General features: G+C 71.1%; 19 protein-coding genes and 1 pseudogene. 11 read left to right on the top strand and 9 right to left on the bottom strand.

Annotated features, from left to right (window positions below):
- Nucleotides 1–7: 7 nt before the first annotated feature.
- The gene (locus Nocox_RS21875; protein ID WP_211212765.1) at nt 8–211 is read right to left on the bottom strand and encodes an MFS transporter; all 204 of its coding nucleotides are present in this window, start codon (nt 209–211) and stop codon (nt 8–10) included.
- Here Nocox_RS21875 and Nocox_RS21870 point away from each other — a divergent pair.
- Nucleotides 204–500 (top strand): TetR family transcriptional regulator C-terminal domain-containing protein, encoded by a 297-nt coding sequence (locus Nocox_RS21870; RefSeq protein ID WP_020545658.1) that lies wholly within the window; start codon nt 204–206, stop codon nt 498–500. The genes Nocox_RS21875 and Nocox_RS21870 overlap by 8 nt on opposite strands.
- A 109-nt stretch (nt 501–609) precedes the next feature.
- Here Nocox_RS21870 and Nocox_RS21865 read toward each other — a convergent pair whose 3' ends face one another.
- Nucleotides 610–1,566, bottom strand: coding sequence for a cyclase family protein (locus tag Nocox_RS21865; protein WP_246649489.1), 957 nt, complete (start codon nt 1,564–1,566; stop codon nt 610–612).
- 152 nt (nt 1,567–1,718) lie between these two features.
- On the opposite strand from Nocox_RS21865, the pseudogene Nocox_RS21860 reads away from it, so the two are divergent.
- Nucleotides 1,719–2,939, top strand: a pseudogene (locus Nocox_RS21860) (RNA-guided endonuclease InsQ/TnpB family protein).
- 66 nt (nt 2,940–3,005) lie between these two features.
- Here Nocox_RS21860 and Nocox_RS21855 read toward each other — a convergent pair.
- Nucleotides 3,006–3,677, bottom strand: coding sequence for an alpha/beta fold hydrolase (locus tag Nocox_RS21855; protein WP_020547412.1), 672 nt, complete (start codon nt 3,675–3,677; stop codon nt 3,006–3,008).
- A gap of 91 nt (nt 3,678–3,768) precedes the next feature.
- On the opposite strand from Nocox_RS21855, the gene Nocox_RS21850 reads away from it, so the two are divergent.
- Together Nocox_RS21850 and Nocox_RS21845 are read left to right on the top strand one after the other, a co-directional pair.
- Nucleotides 3,769–4,575 carry an alpha/beta fold hydrolase gene (locus Nocox_RS21850; RefSeq protein ID WP_026215205.1) on the top strand — a complete coding sequence of 269 codons (807 nt, stop codon included), beginning with the start codon at nt 3,769–3,771 and terminating at the stop codon, nt 4,573–4,575.
- On the top strand, nt 4,572–5,027 hold the full coding sequence (locus tag Nocox_RS21845; protein WP_020547410.1) for a GbsR/MarR family transcriptional regulator: 456 nt from the start codon (nt 4,572–4,574) through the stop codon (nt 5,025–5,027). Before Nocox_RS21850 ends, Nocox_RS21845 begins: the two co-directional genes overlap by 4 nt.
- Here the strand turns inward: Nocox_RS21845 and Nocox_RS21840 are convergent.
- A complete protein-coding gene (locus Nocox_RS21840; RefSeq protein ID WP_157383487.1) occupies nt 5,024–5,986 on the bottom strand; it encodes a hypothetical protein in 963 nt (320 codons plus the stop codon). The genes Nocox_RS21845 and Nocox_RS21840 overlap by 4 nt on opposite strands.
- A 5-nt stretch (nt 5,987–5,991) precedes the next feature.
- Entirely contained in the window at nt 5,992–6,552 is a 561-nt protein-coding gene (locus Nocox_RS21835; RefSeq protein ID WP_020547408.1) for an RNA polymerase sigma factor, read from the bottom strand.
- Nucleotides 6,553–7,060: 508 nt separating this feature from the next.
- On the opposite strand from Nocox_RS21835, the gene Nocox_RS21830 reads away from it, so the two are divergent.
- The 3 genes from Nocox_RS21830 to Nocox_RS21820 all read left to right on the top strand — a co-directional run bounded on the left by Nocox_RS21830 (nt 7,061) and on the right by Nocox_RS21820 (nt 9,018).
- Nucleotides 7,061–7,243 (top strand): hypothetical protein, encoded by a 183-nt coding sequence (locus tag Nocox_RS21830; protein WP_157383486.1) that lies wholly within the window; start codon nt 7,061–7,063, stop codon nt 7,241–7,243.
- Between the two features lie 224 nt (nt 7,244–7,467).
- Nucleotides 7,468–7,785 (top strand): hypothetical protein, encoded by a 318-nt coding sequence (locus Nocox_RS21825; RefSeq protein ID WP_020547406.1) that lies wholly within the window; start codon nt 7,468–7,470, stop codon nt 7,783–7,785.
- A 468-nt stretch (nt 7,786–8,253) separates the two neighbouring features.
- Nucleotides 8,254–9,018 carry a pyrroline-5-carboxylate reductase gene (locus Nocox_RS21820; RefSeq protein ID WP_020547405.1) on the top strand — a complete coding sequence of 255 codons (765 nt, stop codon included), beginning with the start codon at nt 8,254–8,256 and terminating at the stop codon, nt 9,016–9,018.
- A gap of 10 nt (nt 9,019–9,028) precedes the next feature.
- Here Nocox_RS21820 and Nocox_RS21815 read toward each other — a convergent pair whose 3' ends face one another.
- Together Nocox_RS21815 and Nocox_RS21810 are read right to left on the bottom strand one after the other, a co-directional pair.
- Complete coding sequence (locus Nocox_RS21815) at nt 9,029–9,637, bottom strand: TetR/AcrR family transcriptional regulator (protein ID WP_020547404.1); 609 nt, start codon at nt 9,635–9,637, stop codon at nt 9,029–9,031.
- A 54-nt stretch (nt 9,638–9,691) separates the two neighbouring features.
- Nucleotides 9,692–10,051, bottom strand: coding sequence for a hypothetical protein (locus Nocox_RS21810; RefSeq protein ID WP_020547403.1), 360 nt, complete (start codon nt 10,049–10,051; stop codon nt 9,692–9,694).
- Between the two features lie 384 nt (nt 10,052–10,435).
- Between Nocox_RS21810 and recD2 the strand changes: the two genes are divergently transcribed.
- The 3 genes from recD2 to Nocox_RS21795 all read left to right on the top strand — a co-directional run bounded on the left by recD2 (nt 10,436) and on the right by Nocox_RS21795 (nt 14,506).
- Complete coding sequence (recD2, locus tag Nocox_RS21805; RefSeq protein WP_020547402.1) at nt 10,436–12,652, top strand: SF1B family DNA helicase RecD2; 2,217 nt, start codon at nt 10,436–10,438, stop codon at nt 12,650–12,652.
- 124 nt (nt 12,653–12,776) lie between these two features.
- Nucleotides 12,777–13,979 (top strand): L,D-transpeptidase, encoded by a 1,203-nt coding sequence (locus Nocox_RS21800; RefSeq protein WP_020547401.1) that lies wholly within the window; start codon nt 12,777–12,779, stop codon nt 13,977–13,979.
- Nucleotides 13,980–14,008: 29 nt separating this feature from the next.
- On the top strand, nt 14,009–14,506 hold the full coding sequence (locus tag Nocox_RS21795) for a GNAT family N-acetyltransferase (RefSeq protein ID WP_020547400.1): 498 nt from the start codon (nt 14,009–14,011) through the stop codon (nt 14,504–14,506).
- A 201-nt stretch (nt 14,507–14,707) separates the two neighbouring features.
- On the opposite strand, the gene Nocox_RS21790 is transcribed toward Nocox_RS21795, so the two are convergent.
- On the bottom strand, nt 14,708–15,079 hold the full coding sequence (locus Nocox_RS21790) for a winged helix-turn-helix transcriptional regulator (protein WP_020547399.1): 372 nt from the start codon (nt 15,077–15,079) through the stop codon (nt 14,708–14,710).
- A gap of 75 nt (nt 15,080–15,154) precedes the next feature.
- Between Nocox_RS21790 and Nocox_RS21785 the strand changes: the two genes are divergently transcribed.
- Nucleotides 15,155–15,565: a RidA family protein gene (locus Nocox_RS21785; protein ID WP_020547398.1), complete on the top strand. Its 411-nt coding sequence runs from the start codon at nt 15,155–15,157 to the stop codon at nt 15,563–15,565.
- Between the two features lie 219 nt (nt 15,566–15,784).
- Here Nocox_RS21785 and Nocox_RS21780 read toward each other — a convergent pair whose 3' ends face one another.
- Nucleotides 15,785–16,543 (bottom strand): hypothetical protein, encoded by a 759-nt coding sequence (locus Nocox_RS21780; RefSeq protein WP_020547397.1) that lies wholly within the window; start codon nt 16,541–16,543, stop codon nt 15,785–15,787.
- Nucleotides 16,544–16,737: the final 194 nt, after the last annotated feature.

Here is a 16,737-nt window from a genome sequence, read left to right as displayed (position 1 = left end):
GGTTCGGTCAGTGACGGGCGTCGTTGCGGGCAGTCCAGATCGCCAGGGCGGCGAGCAGGGCGCAGGCACCGCCGAGCCACAGCACGCCCTGGAGGGCGAGCGTGTCGACGATGACGCCGCCGACCAGCGCGCCGAGGCCGATGGACAGGTTGAACACCGCCACCCACAGCGAGGAGGCCGCTTCCACCGCCCGCGGGGCGGACTTGATCATCCAGGTCTGGAGGCCCACGGAACTCGGCACCACCGACGAAACGGTCCGTCAGCAGACCGAGGCCGCCTTCGAGGTCACCCGGCAGGCCCTGCGGTCCGTGCTGGCCGAGGGCCGTGGCCGTGGCGAACTGTCCGCCGGTCTCGACATCGACGACGCCGTGGAGCTGCTGTTCACCACGGTGCTCGGCCTGCGGGTGCGGGAACGCGCCGGCCACGGCACCGAGCGTCTGACCACCGCGATCGATCTCGCGATCCGCGCCCTGGGACCCACGTCCGCGCCACCTGCCTGACAGCACCGGGAGGTGCCAGGAGCGTGTCGCAGTAACGGGGTGATCCCGGTATGCGTGATCCAGCATCCGCCTAACGCCTCACCCATCACCGCGCAGGGGTGAGCCGCGGTCAGAAGGTGGCGATCGGGTTGACCGGGCTGCCGGACGTGCCGGCGAGGCGGACCGGCGCGACGGTGAGGTGGAAGTCCCACTGGCCGAGTTCGGCGGCCGTCGCCGCGCACGCCTCCAGGTCGCAGTTGTCGAGCATCCACAGGCCCATCGCGACGAGGCTCACGGCGTGGACCGGCATCAGCACGTCGTCGTACCCCGACGGCTGAACGTCCTGCGGGGTGTCGGCACCGATCAGCGCGACCTGCCGTTCGTGCAGCCACGGCAGGCAGGAGGCGTGCCAGCCGGCCTGCGTGAAGCCGCCCGCCGGGCCGTTCTCGTGCCGGGCGCGGCCTTGGCCGGTACGCAGGAGCACCGCGTCGCCGGATCGCACCCGCACACCCTGGCGACGTTCGGCCTCCTCGAGATCGTCGGGGCACACGCCCTGCCCCGGCTCCAGCCACGGCACCTCGCGGGCTCCGGCGATGTCCAGCAGGACGCCACGGGTGATGATCCCGTTCGCCGCCGCCGTGACGGCCGCCCACGCCGATCCCGTCGCGGCGTCGACCAGCGCATGCGGGCGCCCGTTGTACATCGTGCCGTCCCAGAAGATATGGCACGGCGAGTCGAGGTGGGTGACGGTGTTGCCGTGGAAGGTGATGGCGAGCCGCTCGGTCGAGAAGCCCCAGCTCCGGTCGTTGCGGAACCCGGGCGCCGGCATGTTCTCGGCGCCCGGCATGTCGGCGGCGCACGGGCACGCGGTCGTCGTCCGCTCCATCTCCTCCGGTACGGCGACCTCCCAGGCGCACGACACGCTCCTGCCGTGACGCACCGCCCGCGCCGCCGCCACCCGGACGTCGCCGGTGATGAGGTTCAGGGTGCCGAGTTCGTCGTCGTCGCCCCACCGTCCCCAGTTCGACAGCGTGTCGAAGTAGGCGAGCACGTCGTCCTGGGTGGGCACCGGCCGCCCTGCCGTCATCAGGTACCTCCGAGGAAACCCCCGCCTTCAGGCGGGGGAGGAATCGGACTCCTGCGAAGCAGGGCAGGAGCAGGCGATACGCCGCCAGGCGGACCGCCGTTGTCTTCTGGGATCGGCCGGTGCGCGGGTGATCTCGCACCTAGGATCGGGGAATGGCGCAGCTGGTGAAGCGGGCCTACAAGTACCGCTTCTACCCGACCCCCGAACAGGCCGAGGAGCTTGTCCGGACGTTCGGCTGCGTGCGCCTGGTCTACAACAAGGCATTGGAGGAGCGGATTCGCGCCTACACCCAGGAAGGCCGCGGCGTCTCCTGCACCGAGTCGTCCGCGACGCTGACCGCCTGGAAGAAGACACCCGAGCTGGCGTTCTTGAACGAGGTGTCGTCGGTGCCGCTGCAGCAGACCCTGCGGCATCTGCAAGCGGCGTTCGCGAACTTCTTCGCCAAACGGGCCAAGCACCCGACGTTCAAGAGCAAGAAGAAGTCGCGGGCGTCGGCCGAGTACACCCGCTCGGCGTTCCGCTGGCGCGACGGCCGGCTCACCCTGGCCAAAATGAACGCGCCGCTGAACATCGTATGGTCGCGCCCGCTGCCCGAGGGAGCCGAGCCGTCCACGGTCACCGTGAGCCGGGACGCGGCCGGGCGGTGGTTCGTGTCCTTGCTGGTGGAGGAGAAGATCGCGCCGTTGCCGCCGGTCGAGCGGTCGATCGGCGTGGACGCCGGCCTCACCGCCCTGCTCACGCTGTCGTGCGGCGAGCAGATCGCCAACCCGCGTCACGAGCGTCGCGAACGGCGCAGACTGGCCAAAGCACAGCGGGCACTGGCCCGCAAACAGAAAGGATCGAACAACCGGGCCAAGGCCCGGCTGCGCGTGGCGAAGATTTATGCCCGGATCGCCGATCGCAGGCGCGACTACCTGCACAAGGTCACCACCCGGCTGGTTCGCGAGAATCAAGTGATCGCCGTGGAGGACCTGGCCGTCCGCAACCTGCTGAAGAATCATGCGCTCGCCCGCGCCATCTCCGATGCCGGTTGGCGGGAGCTGCTGCGCATGCTGGAGTACAAGACGGACTGGTACGGTCGCACCCTGGTCGTGGTGGACCGGTTCTTTCCCTCCTCCAAGTTGTGCTCGGTCTGCGGGGCCCTGCGGGAAGAGATGCCGTTGAGCGTCCGCGAGTGGACCTGTGCCTGCGGTGCGATCCATGATCGGGAGGTGAACGCGGCGCAGAACATGCTGCTCGCCGCCGGGCCGGCGGAGAGCTGAAACGCCTGTGGAGCTGGTGTAAGACCTCAAACGGGAGTCCTCCTCTCGGGCGGGCGATCGGCGGTGAAGCAGGAAGACCGACCGGCGACGGTCGGAATCCCCCTCGTTTAGGAGGGGGAGGAGCATCAGCTCCTCCGGTCACGCGGTTCGCTGCGACAAGGGCAAGGGTAGGCGGGGTCAGGCCGGGCCCAGCACCTGTTCGGCCAGTTGCCGGATGACGCGGGCGACCTCCCCGGGTTTTCTCAGGTCGGCGCCGTGGTCGAGCCCGGGGAGCGTCACCCGCTCGGCGCGCGGCATCACGCCGGCGAGGGCGTCGAGCCGTCCGGCGAGGTGCGCGGGGCTGCGGTCGCCGCCGAGCCACGCCTGCCGGCCCGGCAGGCCGACGGTGTCACGCAGGAAGATCGTCAGCGCCTTGCCCGTCCGGCCCGCCGCCATCGCCGCGCGGGCCTGCTTCAGCACCTCGCCGCCCAGCGGCGGCCCGGTGACCACGGGCGGCTCGAAGATCACGGCTCCGGCGAACGACGACGGCGAGGCCACCAGAGCCTCCAGCGCCACGACCCCTCCGGAGGAGTGGCCGTAGAGGACGACCGGCGCTCCGACGGCCCGTACGAGCGCCAGCACGTCCTCGACCTCCTGCTCGATCCCGACGGGCGGCCCCGGCCTGAGGTCGAGCCGGTACTGCCGGCGCTCCAGGCGCAGCACCCGATAGCCGCCGCCGGACAGGATCGCGGCGAGCCTGCGGCACCGGGTCCCGTCGGAGAGCCCCGGGTGGACCATCAGGATCGGGGGGCCCTGCCCGTCGTCGTAGGCGCGGACGCCGGTGCCGTCCGCCGACACTGTGGTGATCATCGGGCCTCCGGCGCGTCTCGCCCAGTCTCCGCGCCGCCCACCATACTGCGTCCCGGTCCGGCCGGACGGGAATGTTCACTATATTCAGAGAATGCTGAATCTACCGTCGGTGCTTCCCTTCCACGGCTGCGACCTGCGCTACGCCGACAGCGGCGGCGACGGCGTCCCGCTGGTGTTCACCCACGGGGCCGGGGCCGACCACGTGATGTTCCAGGCCCAGCGCGAGCACCTGCGTGCGCGGGGCCACCGCGTCGTCGTCTGGGACCTGCGCGGCCACGGCCTCTCGCGCCCGTCCGCCGTCCCGTTCACCGCCGGGCAGGCGCTCGCCGACCTGCGCGCGCTGATCGAGCACCTGGCACTCGACCGGCCGGTGCTGGTGGGGCAGTCGCTCGGCGGCAACCTCGGCCAGGCCCTCGTACGGCGGCATCCCGGCCTCGCCCGGGCCCTGGTCGTCATCGGCGCGACGTGGAACACCGCGCCGCTGTCCCGGTGGGACCGTCTCCTGCTGCGGTCCGCCGCGCCGCTGCTGGCGGCCATCCCGGCCAGGGCGCTCCCGCCGCTCATGGCCGCTGCCTCCGCCGTCACCCCGGAGGCGCGCGACGACGCCCGGCGGGCCTTCGGCGGGCTGTCGAAGAAGGAGTTCCTCCAGGCATGGCGGGCCACCGTCGCCCTCCTCGCCCCGGAGCCCGGCTACCGTACGCCGGTGCCGTTGTGCCTGATCCGCGGCGAGCGGGACCGTACCGGCAACATCGCCTCCGCCATGCCCCGCTGGGCCGCGGCCGAAGGCGTCGAGGAGGTCGTCGTGCCGGACGCGGGCCACATCGCCAACCAGGACAACCCGGAGGCGGTCAACGAGGCGATCGAGACGTTCCTGGCCGCGATCGGGGCGCGGCGATGAGCGCCGCCGGGCGCGGGGCGTTCATCACCTCGGTGGGCGACCTGCTGGCCTCCTGGAACCTGCCGCACGCGACCGGCCGCGTCTACGGGCTGCTGCTCCTCGGCGAGGAGCCGGTCTCGCACGACACGATCGCCGCCGAGCTCGAACTCAGCAAGGGGGCGGTGAGCACGGCCGTACGGCAGCTCGCCTCCTGGGGGCTGGCCAGGGTGATCCCGCAGCCCGGCAGCCGGCGGCTCCTGGTCGAGGCCACTGGAGGGATCGAGTCCCTGCTGGAGGCCAGCCAGGCGCGGGCCAGGACCCTGATCGCCGCCCTGCGCGAGGGCCAGGGACTGGTGGCCCCCGGCCCCGCGCGGGAACGGCTCGACGACGTCATCGGGTTGTTCGCCGGCTACGTCGACGTCGGCGGCGAACTGCTGGCGAGCCACCGGCGGCGCACCTCCGGGCCGTCCTAGTCGAAGGCCGCGTCCCGGGGCCCGCCGTAGACGGGATTGCGGTCCAGCCGCTGCTCCGTCACCAGCAGCCTGATCACCCCCTTCGCGTTCTCCTCGGCCTCCCACACGACGAAGCCGTCGCCGACGGGCTCGTCCTGGGTGCGGTCGATGCCGTACCCGCCGGGGTTGCCCGGCGGCACGGAGATGATCGCGAAGACGACCTTCTTGCCGCGCCTGTGCAATTCGGGCAGAACCTCTCCGACGGTCTTCTCGTCCACGCGCAGGCCCGCCAGCGACCGTCCCTCCACCGTCGCGACGCGGAACTCCGGCTTGACGAGCCGCGGGGCGGGCGCGGGCACGGGCTCGCAGGCCGCCACCGGGCCTTCCATCAGGTACGTCGTGGTCGTGCCGCCCTTGCCGCTGATGGTCCACACGAACGTCTGGCCGGGCCCGAACAGCTTCGTGTTGATCCGCATCTGCCAGCCCTCCGCCTCGCCGGGGATGTTCTCCGGCACGCTGTACAGGCCCCGCGGGATGTTCTCCACGAGCCTGCCGCGCGGTTCCCTGCACATCATGCCCTCGGGCACGTGATCGACCGTCGCGGGCACCTTCAGCTCCTTCAGCCGCCGTTCCAGCCCGGCGGCGTCGTCGAAGTCGCGGATCTGGATGGTGACGGTCCCGTCGTCCAGGGTGACGGCGTAGGAGCTGGGCGCGCCGTCGCGCAGCGCGATCGGTACGGCGATGACGCCCGCGGCCACCCCGACCGCGACCGCCAGCCCGAACGCGGGCCGCCTCAGCGACCGCCGGCGCCGGGCCGCCGGCGCCGGCGACGGCTCCTGCGCGGTGATCGCGGCCAGCAGCGCCCGTCCGGCCGCGCCGGACGGCTCGCCGCCCCGGCCGCCGGGCTCGACCCTGGCCAGCCGCCTGATCGCGGCGAGGCCGCCGGTGTCGTCGGTGATCTCGTCTGCGTTGTTCATCATGCTCCTCACAGCGACCTCTCCGACGGGACCAGCGGGGTGCCCGCGCCCGGCCGCTCGTCCGCGCGCTCGCCCGAACGGGCCAAGGCGCGGGCCAGGCGCCTGCGGGCGCGGTGCAGCCTGATGCGTACGGCGTTGCGCGACAGCCCCAGCGCCGTGGCGATCTCCTCACGGCCCAGGCCCTCCCAGGCGACCAGGGACAGCAGCTCCCGGTCCTCCTCGGGCAGGCTCCTGAACGCCCGGCCGATCGCGTCCAGCTCGACCTCGGTGTCGGGGGAGTGGCCGTACAGGTCGGCCATCTCGGCGTCGAGCTCGGCGGTGCGTGCCCGGCGGCGGTTGTCGCCCCGGAAGTGGTTGGCCAGCACCTTGCGCGCCACCCCGTACAGCCAGGGCGTGGCCTCCGCGCCGTCCGGCAGCTCCGCCACCCGCCGCCAGGCGACGGTGAACGTCTCGGCCACCACGTCGGCGGCGTCCTGCGGCGAGTCGCAGCGGCGCGCGGCGTAGGCCGTGATCAGGCCGTAGGCCTGGTGGTAGGCGGCCTCGAACTTGGCCCGCCGCTCGTCATCCACGGGCGGTTCCCATGGCAGGTCTCCTCATCGGATCATTTACAGGGACACCTCTGCCTATGTACGCCCGACAGCCATCATTTCGGCATGTGCCCATCGTGTGCGCCTGGACCGCCGTGTCCCAGCCGCAGGTCACTGGCGGCGCCGCCCGCACCGGCACCGTGCTCCCTCTGCTGACCCGGAACTTCACGCCTGTCCACGAAACGATCCCGCTGGTGCCGTCGGTCAGGGTGACAGCATGGGTAGCTTCGCCGCCATGAACATTCGCGCCGCCGCTTAGCGGCGGTATGACCATGTGCCGAGGGTGAGGCGGCACGTGGTCTCGGTGTGGTACTCGACTGTTGATCCGCCTGGGGCGAAGCGGGCGACGGTGGAGGCGGGCCAGGCGAGGACGGCTGAGCCCGGTCGAGGGGGGTGCGTGGGCGTGTGGGGCTTGATGCGGTCCATGCGCATCGCGCGCCATCGGTCCGGCCGGCTGGCGAGCCCATCCATGACATCTACTCTCCTGTACGTGATGATCGCCTTTTGTCATGTACATGAGCGATCAGGACGGCGCGGCGACCCGGACAGCCCTTCGCCGGGCTGGCGCCAGACCGAGAAGCACTGGGGCGCCCCCTCGGATCCGGCCGGCGCCGAACGCCGTGAGGAGAGCGCCGGCGAGGCCGACGCGCCGCCGTACCCACTGATCAACTGAGTGGCGGCCGGCCGGAGCCAGGGGAATTCAGGCCAACAGGTCTGGAATGATGCACAGGATGATCAAGCTGAACCGCGACAGGGTAACGCCGCACGGCCCCGTGATGCCGGGCGTCGCGGCAAGGCACGTCAACCTCGCCGCCGGATCGGCCTCACGCCTGATCGGCCAGCGGCGTTGATCGCACGGCATGACGCGAAAGCACACCACGAAAAGGACGATCGCAGTTGGGCGCGGAAGAGGATTTCAAGCAGGTCGGAGCCGAGTTGGCCGACCTGGGTGTGCAGCGGTCCAGAATGATGGGGCGTCCCGCGCTCAAAGACCAAGCGGGGAAGGTGTTCGCGAGTTTGCAGCGTGACGGCGCGATGGTGTTCAGGCTGGTCAGGGACACGCCCGAACACGCGGCCGCGCTTCAGTTGCCCGGGGCGTCCCTGTTCGACCCCATGGGGAAGGGCCGGGAGGTGAAGGACTGGGTGGTCGTGCCGCACTCCTCGGTCGATGAATGGACGGATCTGGCCGAGGTGGCACTCGGCCGCCCACGCTGAATCATCTGGCCGCACCGGAGGTCGGCTGACTCCCTTCGGCGACGCCCACGGGTGCGCCGGGACACGCCGCTTCGTGATCCGAGCCGCAGCCGGGCCGGGTTCTGGCCGCAGGGCGGATGACGATGGTGCCGTCTCCTCTGGCGGGGGAGCAGGCTGACCCCCGTACTCGGAGGTGGTGGCGCTGCTGGACGTGATGCGGGTGGGACCGATCGGCGCTACCACGGCGGCTCGGCTCCAGGGTCGTCGAATAGCGCACGTGGCCTCACCCTCCCTCGCCGTAACGGGCGCCGCGCCTGCACGACGTCGTCAACCGGCCGGCGCCGGGCAGGAACTGCGCGCTGTTGGCGACGTGCATGACGGCCCCGGCAAGGTCCTGGCTGCCGTCCTCGTCAAGGTCCTCGGCGTCGAACGGTATGTTCGACAGCGGTCACCCATGAGCGGCCCGTGACCAGCCAAGAAGGAGCCTTCGTGCAGCACATCGGGATCATCGGCGTCGGCGAGATCGGCGGGGCCGTCGTGGACGGCCTGAGCGACGGCGTCGAGGATCCGCCGCGCGTCCACCTGTCGCCGCGCGGCGCCCGCGCGGCCGCCGAGCTGTCCGGACGCTACGCCAACGTCGAGGTGTGCGCCGGCAACCAGGAGGTGGTTGACCGCTCCGACCTGGTGATCCTCGCCGTGCGCCGCCCTGACGTCCACGACGCGCTCGCCGGTCTGAGGGTGGACGACGGCACGGTCGTGGTCAGCGTGGTGGCCGGCGTCGCCGTCGCCGACCTGCGCGCGATCCTGGGCACCGGCGCGCCGGTGGTGCGGGCCATCCCGCTTCCTCCGGTGCGTGAACGCCGCTGCGTGACCGTGACGTACCCGTCGCACCCGGTCGTGGACGCCTTCTTCGGCCGCCTCGGGGAGGCGCTGCCGGCCGCGGACGAGGCGGCCTTCAACGTCATGTCCGCGCTGACCGGCACGCTCACGACCCACTACGCGTTCCTGGGGACGCTCGCGACGTGGGCGGCCGGCCACGGCATCGCCCCCGACGAGGCCGAGCGTTACGTCCGCGGCCTGTTCCAGGCGGCCGGCCGTTCGCTGGGGGACGAGACCCGTTCCCTGCAGCGGCTCGCCGCCGACCACGAGACCCCGAACGGCCTCAACGAACGGGTCCGCACCACCTGGTTCGACCCGGGCAACGCCGAGGCGCTGACCAAGGTCCTGGACGCGGTCCTCGGCGACCTCGGCTGACCTCCGCCTCTCAGCGCGGGCCCGGGTCCGGCCGCATGGCTTTGAGCAGGGCGTCGACGAGGGCGTCGGCGTAGTGCGGGGTGAGCGGGCCGGAGCGCAGCAGCCAGCGCTGGTAGAGGGGGGCGTACAGCAGTTCGAGCGCCAGGTCGAGGTCGGCGTCGGCGGCGAGCTGCCCGGCCCGTTGCGCGCTGCGCAGCCGGTCCTTCTTGGCCTCGTCCACCGGGCCGGCCAGTTTCTCGCGGTACTGCGCGGCCAGCGCCGGGTCGTTGATGATCTCGGTGTTGAGCGCGCGGACCGGCGCCTCGAACGCCGGGTCGGCGAACTCGGCCACCGTCGCCCGCATCACCGTCTTGAGGTCGGCCTCCAGGTCCCCGGTGTCGGGCAGCGCGAGGTCCCGCTCGGGCCCGCCCTCGCTGAGCGCGAGGAACGCGTCCAGGACCACCGCGCCCTTGGAGGGCCACCAGCGGTAGATGGTCTGCTTGCCGACGCCCGCCCGGGCCGCGATGGCCTCGATGCTCAGCTTGGCGTATCCCAGTTCGGAGACCAGCTCGCGGGCGGCGGTGAGGATGGCCTGCCGGGAGCGCTGGCTGCGGCGGGCGGGGTCGGGCTGCTTGGCCATGCGCCGGATCGTACCACGTCGTGAGACGATCCGTTCCGTCTTGTCAGGGTCCGCTCACGACGCGAGAAGATCCAGGTGAAAACCGGCGAACAACAGCGCGAACCCCGCCCACCGCAGCAGATGGCCGGGCCGCGCACTGTGCAGGACGTCCGCGAGCGCCGACCGTACGAGGACCGAGACCCGGTACCTGAGCCACAGCCCCGACCTCTCCAGCCAGAACGGCTCACCACCCCCGGACAGGACCAGGACGAGCACCACCCCGGCGATCCACGTCCACACCGGGCTCGCCGTCAGTGCCCACACCGCCCAGCCGCCCGTGACCACCACCCCGCCGCACAGCCACGGATGCGGCTCGCCCTGGCCGCACCCGGCCCCGCAGGAGGCGCTCCGCTCCCTGACGAACGCCTCCTTCATCCGCAGATACGCGGCGAGCGGGAAGTGCCCCCGCCCGAAGGTCGCGGGCGGCGTCCCGGGATCGACGTACGCGAGCCCCTGGCCTCGCCACGACTCGTACGGATAGCGGACCGTCCGCTCGTAGACGGCCCTCTCCAGGGCGGCGAGCTCCGCGAGATAGCGGCTCGCCTGCAGCAGCCCGCGTAACCCGGCGGCCTTCCTGCCCGCCCTGCGCGCCGAGGCCCGCAGCTTCTCCGGATCGACCAGGTCCAGGAGCGCGACCAGCCCCCCGGCGAACTGCAGCCACTTGCCGACGCGCCCCCACCAGAACAGACGCTCCGCTTCCGCCCCTGTCGGCCGCCTGCTCTACTCTGGCCACCATCACCGGCAGGAGAGGGGTTTCGCGTGAAGTCTGGCGACGACGACCGTCCCGTCGGATCGACGCTGGACGCCGTCCTCGAACGCATCACCTACGCCAATGAGGAGACCGGCTACACGATCGCCCGCGTCGCCACCGAGCGCACCGGTGCCGACCTGCTGACCGTCGTCGGCCCCCTGCTCGGCGCGCAGGTCGGGGAGTCGCTGCGGCTGCAGGGGCGCTGGACCTCCCATCCCCGCTACGGCCGCCAGTTCGAGGTGTGGTCCTACTCCACCGTGCTGCCTGCCACCGTGCAGGGCATCCGCCGCTATCTGGGCTCGGGCCTCATCAAGGGCATCGGCCCCAAGATGGCCGAGCGGATCGTCGACCACTTCGGCACCGGCACCCTCGACGTCATCGAGCAGCAGCCGGAACGCCTCGTCGAGGTTCCCGGCCTCGGGCCCAAGCGCACCAGGATGATCGCCGCCGCCTGGGAGGAACAGAAGATCATCAAAGAGGTGATGATCTTCCTTCAGGGCGTCGGCGTGTCGACCTCCATCGCGGTGCGCATCTTCAAGCAGTACGGCGAGTCGTCCATCTCCGTCGTGCGCACCCAGCCCTACAAGCTGGCCGACGAGGTCTGGGGCATCGGCTTCAAGACCGCCGACACCATCGCCCAGGCCGTCGGCATCCCCCACGACAGCCCCGAACGGGTCAAGGCCGGCCTGCGCTACACCCTGTCCCAGGCCGCCGACGACGGCCACTGCTACCTGCCCGCCCCCAACCTCACCGCCGACGCCGTCAAGATCCTCGACGTGCCCCCCGACCTGGTGGCCACCTGCCTGCAGGAGCTGGCCGCGGCCGAGGGCGTCGTGGGCGAGGACGTCCCCGCCGGCGACAACACCGTCCCCGCCGTCTACCTGCCGCCCTTCCACCGCGCCGAGCTGTCCCTGGCCGGCACCCTGCTCACCCTGCTGCGCAGCGGCCACGACCGGCTCAAGGCCTTCGCCGACGTCGACTGGGAACGCGCGGAGACCTGGCTGCACCGCCAGACCGGCGCCGAGCTCGCGCCGGAGCAGCGCCAGGCCGTCCGCCTGGCGCTCACCGAGAAGGTCGCCGTCCTGACCGGCGGCCCCGGCTGCGGCAAGAGCTTCACCGTACGGTCCATCGTCACCCTCGCCCGCGCCAAACGCGCCAAGGTCATCCTGGCCGCTCCCACCGGCCGCGCCGCCAAACGCCTGGCCGAGCTGACCGGCCACGAGGCCACCACCGTCCACCGGCTGCTGCAGCTGCGCCCCGGCGGCGAGGCCACCTTCGACCGCGACAATCCTCTCGACGCCGACCTCGTCGTCGTCGACGAGGCCTCGATGCTCGACCTGCTGCTGGCCAACAAGCTCGTCAAGGCCGTCGCCCCGGGCGCCCATCTGCTGTTCGTGGGCGACGTCGACCAGCTGCCCTCCGTCGGCGCCGGCGAGGTGCTCAAGGACCTCCTGGCCGCGCCCGAGATCCCGCGCGTGCGCCTGACCCAGATCTTCCGCCAGGCCCAGGAGTCCGGCGTCGTCGTCAACGCCCACCGGGTCAACACCGGCCGCCACCCGGTCCTGGAGGGGATGAAGGACTTCTTCCTGTTCCCCTGCGAGGAGCCGGAGGAGATCGCCGCCCTCACGGTCGACGTCGTCGCGCGCCGCATCCCCGCCCGCTTCCGCCTCGACCCCCGCCGCGACGTACAGGTCCTGGCCCCCATGCACCGCGGCGCCGCCGGCGCGGGCGCGCTCAACATGGCCCTGCAGGAGGCTCTCACCCCCGCCCGTGAGGGCATGCCCGAACGCCGCTACGGCGGGCGCGTCTTCCGCGTCGGCGACAAGGTCACCCAGCTGCGCAACAACTACGACAAGGGCGCGGCCGGGGTGTTCAACGGCACCGTCGGCATCGTCACCGACATCCGGCCCGACGAGCACAAGCTGGCCGTGCTCACCGACGAGGACGAGCACGTCGACTACGCCTTCGACGAGCTCGACGAGCTCGCCCACGCCTACGCCGTGTCCATCCACCGCTCGCAGGGCAGCGAGTACCCGGCGGTCGTCGTGCCGCTGGCCACCAGCGCCTGGATGATGCTGCAGCGCAACCTGCTCTACACGGCCATCACCCGCGCCAAGAAGCTCGTGGTGATCGTCGGTTCCCGCCGGGCGCTGGCCCAGGCCGTACGCACCAAGGGAGCCGGCCGCCGGCACACCGGCCTGACCTATCGCCTGACCCCGCGTTGAGCTGCTCCGATCGGCGAACAGTGATCTAAATGTGACCGAACTCTCCCATATGATTCCTCGTCTTACATGCAGGAGCATTAAGGTTTTTGGGGTGTGATTGACCGCCCCGGGGGAGAGGACAGTCTTGAACGTTGCGACCGCCTGGCGGACACCGGCCGTCCCGCTCGCCCTGCTGGCTGCCGCCGTGCTGACCACGTCCTGCTCGTCGTCCGGCGACAACGCCGCGGGCGGCCGGCCTGACGCGTCCGACGCCACCACCAGCGCCACTCCCGAGGCCCCCGTCGTCAAGATCAGCCCCGCCGAGGGCAGCGCCACCGTCAGCCCCGACAAGAAGATCGTCGTGGCCGCCGCCGGCGGCGCCCTGGAGGACGTCACGGTCGAGGCCGGCGGCGACGAGATCCAGGGCCGCTACAACGCCGACAAGACCCGCTGGATCTCCAGGACGCCGCTGAAGCCCTCCACCGACTACACCGTCACAGCCAAGGCCGGCGCCACCACCTCCACCAGCACCTTCACCACCGCCAAGCCCGAGCGCTCCCTGCAGGTCATCGACGTCACCCCCAACGCCAAGGGCGAGACCCTCGGCGTCGGCGCGCCCATCATCGTGACCTTCAACCAGCCCGTCACCAACAAGGCCACCATCGAGCGCACCCTCAAGATCGACGCGGAGAAGCCCGTCGACGGCGCCTGGCGCTGGGTCAACGACAGCAAGGTCATCTACCGCACCGCGAAGTACTGGCCCGCCCACCAGAAGGTCACCTTCACCGCCGGCATCACCGGCATCAAGGCCGGCAAGGGCCTGTACGGCACCAAGGACTACACCGCGAACCTCAAGATCGGCGCCAAGCAGATCAGCAAGGTCGACACGCGTACCCACATGATGTACGTCTACAAGGACGGCAAGCGCGTCCAGACCATGCGCATCAGCGCCGGCATGGCCACCACCCGCGAGTACACCACCACCTCCGGCGTCCACCTCACCATGGAACGCGGCAACCCCGTCCGCATGATCTCCCCGGGCCGCAAGAAGGGCGACGAGGGCTACTACGACGTCATGATCAACCATGCCGTCCGCATCTCCAACTCGGGCGAGTACGTCCACGCCAAGGACAACGTGTGGGCCCAGGGCCGCAGGAACGTCAGCCACGGCTGCGTCAACGCCCGCCCCGACCAGGCCCGCTGGTTCTACGACACCATGCAGCGCGGCGACGTCGTCGAGATCACCGGCACCGACCGCCAGCTCGAATGGGACAACGGCTGGGGCTACTGGCAGATGCCCTTCTCCCAGTGGAAGAAGGGCAGCGCCCTTCACGACGACAACGCCTGACCCACCCTTTTGCGAGGAACACACCCGACGTGCACATCCGTCCCGGCACCCCCGACGACGTCACCGCCGTTCTGGCCATGTTCGACAGCGCCGTCGCCTGGCTCGCCGCCCGGGGCCGCACCGGCCAATGGGGCGACCAGCCCTTCACCGGCAATCCCCGGCGTACCGACCAGGTCACCCGCTGGGCCTTCGGCGGCGGCATGTACGTCGCCGAACGCGACGGCGACCCCGCCGGCTGCATCGTCCTCGGGGACGCCCACGACTACGTCACCCCCGCCCCCGAGCCCGAGCTCTACGTCCAGGCCCTGGTCATCGACCGCCGCCACGCCGGCCACGACGTCGGCCGCACCCTCCTCGACCACGCCGCCGGCCAGGCCCGCGAGCGCGGCCTGAACCTCCTGCGCGTCGACTGCTACGCCGGCGACGACGGCCGCCTGGTCGCGTACTACGAAAGCTGTGGCTTCACCCGCGAAGCCCCCTTCACGGTGGGGGAGTGGCCCGGCATGCTCCTGCACCGCCGCCCCTGACCCGCGCGGATCCTCACCACGCCCCTGCCCGCCTTCTCCTCGCCCTCACATGGGGGAGAGGAAAGCAGGCATGGGGGTGAAGACACTCGCAGCCCTCGCGGGCGCCTTCATGGCCCTGGGCCTTCTCCCCGCACCTCCGCCGCCGAGCGGGTACCGCGGCCCGGCACGCTCCGGGCCGTGGACCAGCGTGAAGCGGGGCGCTCAGAGGCTGGTCTCCTCCCGTGTGTCGAAGGCGTCGCGCGCGCGTTCGACGGCGGGCATGTGCTCCGAGGCCCACGCCAGCAGGACGTCAACGGGCTGCCGCAGGGTCTTGCCGAGCGGTGTGATCCGGTACCTGATCGCCACCGGACGCGTGGAGACGACCTCGCGTTCGATCACGCCGTTGCGTTCGAGCCGGCGGAGAGTGGCGGTCAGGGACTTCTGCGTGACCGCGGGAATGGCCCGGCGCAGCTCGTTGAAGCGGCAGGGGCGTTCGCAGAGCTCGTTGAGCACGCCGAGGGACCACTTGTCGAGCACCTGATCGAGGAGCTCGCGGTGGGGGGCGTCGATGCGGAGTTCTCCGTCGGTATCCATGGCGAAACCTGGTCTCGTTGAAGTGTCCTTTTTGTACTAGATATCGTACGGATACCTACTTGAAGGAGAAAAGGGATGACTGTCCAGCACTTCACGCCGGAAGGCATGATGCAGCCCACCCCGTACCACCACGTGGCCGTCGGCAAGGGCGCGACTCACGTACACGTCAGCGGCCAGGTCGCCCGCCAGGCCGACGGAACCCCGGTGGCCCCAGGCGATCTTGCCGGGCAGGTCGCCCAGGCACTGCGGAACACCGCCCTCGGCCTGGCGGGCGCGGGCGCCTCGTTCGCGGACGTGCTGCGCCTGACGTTCTACGTGACCCGGTGGAGCCCGGACAAGATCGGCGACTTCATGGCCGGCGTGGAGGCCGTCGCCGAAGAGATCGGCCTCCCGCTTCCCATGCCGCCGGCCAGCCTCATCGGTGTGGAGTACCTCTTCGAGCCGGACGTGCTCGTCGAGGTCGAGGCGACCGCGCTGCTCGACTGACTCGCCGCACACGGACCCGGTCCGCCTGACGGAGCCGCAGCAGTGACGTACTGGATCGTCCGCAGTTCGCCCTGCACGATGACCCACGCTCGTGGCACGCGAACCACCGCGAGGTCCCGCCAGGGGCACGCAGAGCTCCCGGCCGGTGTTTCTCCGGCCGCCGGTCAGCGACTCCCTCAAGGGAGCCGGCATCGGCCGGAAACGGACCTGGCCGTCGCCCTATCCCCTTGGGCCGTAGGCCGTCATGAGGATGTGCACGACGATGAGGACCACGACCCAGACCATGGCGCGTCCGGTCGGCGGGGGGCCGCTGCGCAGCAGGGAGATGCCCAGGGGGATGAAAGCGACGCAGAGGCCGCCCACGGCGATGAAGGACTGCGGGACTTGGGTGCCTTTGAGTGGCCCGAGCGCGAGCACCGACATCAGGCCGAGTGCGACCGAGCGGCCCAGCCCCAGGGCGCCGGAGCGATAGGCGCCGATGGCCAGCACGACCCAGCCGAAGAACGCCGGTCCGGACATGGCCTTGAACGGATGCCAGCGCGTATCTCCCCACGCCGTGTAGTAGTCGTCGATGCCCTTGAGCATCGTCTGCAGGCCAAAACCGTCAGTCAGGTGCAAGGCCAGGTGATCAGTGCCGAACTGGAAGGTCCGGGTGAACAGGCCGACGATCACCAGGCAGCCGCCCCACAGTCCCCACAGCGGGCTGGTGGCGGCGATCCGTTGCGCCAGCGTCATGACCGCCGGCCACAGGAGGACGAACCCGGCGGCGAAGCAGGTGTAGGCGGCGGTGACGAGGGCGGGGTGCCGGGTGTAGGCGGCGAGTTGGTGAGGGACGAAGAAGTGGAACGGGGAGCGCAGAAGAGTTCCCGTCATGATCAGTATGGGGCCGCCGATCAGCGAGATGGCGCTCACCCATCGTCCGGGAAACAGGTGTGGCCGGCCCAGGTCGGCCGTGGCGTTGGCGGCGCGCCGGTCCACAGCGGACTGCCGCCATCGCGTGAATCGCCCCTGAAGATCAAACGTCATGAGTTCCTGCCCGTCTTGTCGATGCCGGCGGCGCGCGCCTCGGCTGGGGATGCCGGGCGCATCAGCATGGTGATGGGCGCCGCGGTGGAGGCGCGTCTGGCTCAGGTCGCATCTTGGTCGCCAGGACCGAGCCAGTGGTACGACCC

This window comes from Nonomuraea coxensis DSM 45129 (assembly GCF_019397265.1).
Lineage (GTDB): Bacteria > Actinomycetota > Actinomycetes > Streptosporangiales > Streptosporangiaceae > Nonomuraea > Nonomuraea coxensis.
This window is presented reverse-complemented; position numbering and strand designations above follow the sequence as displayed.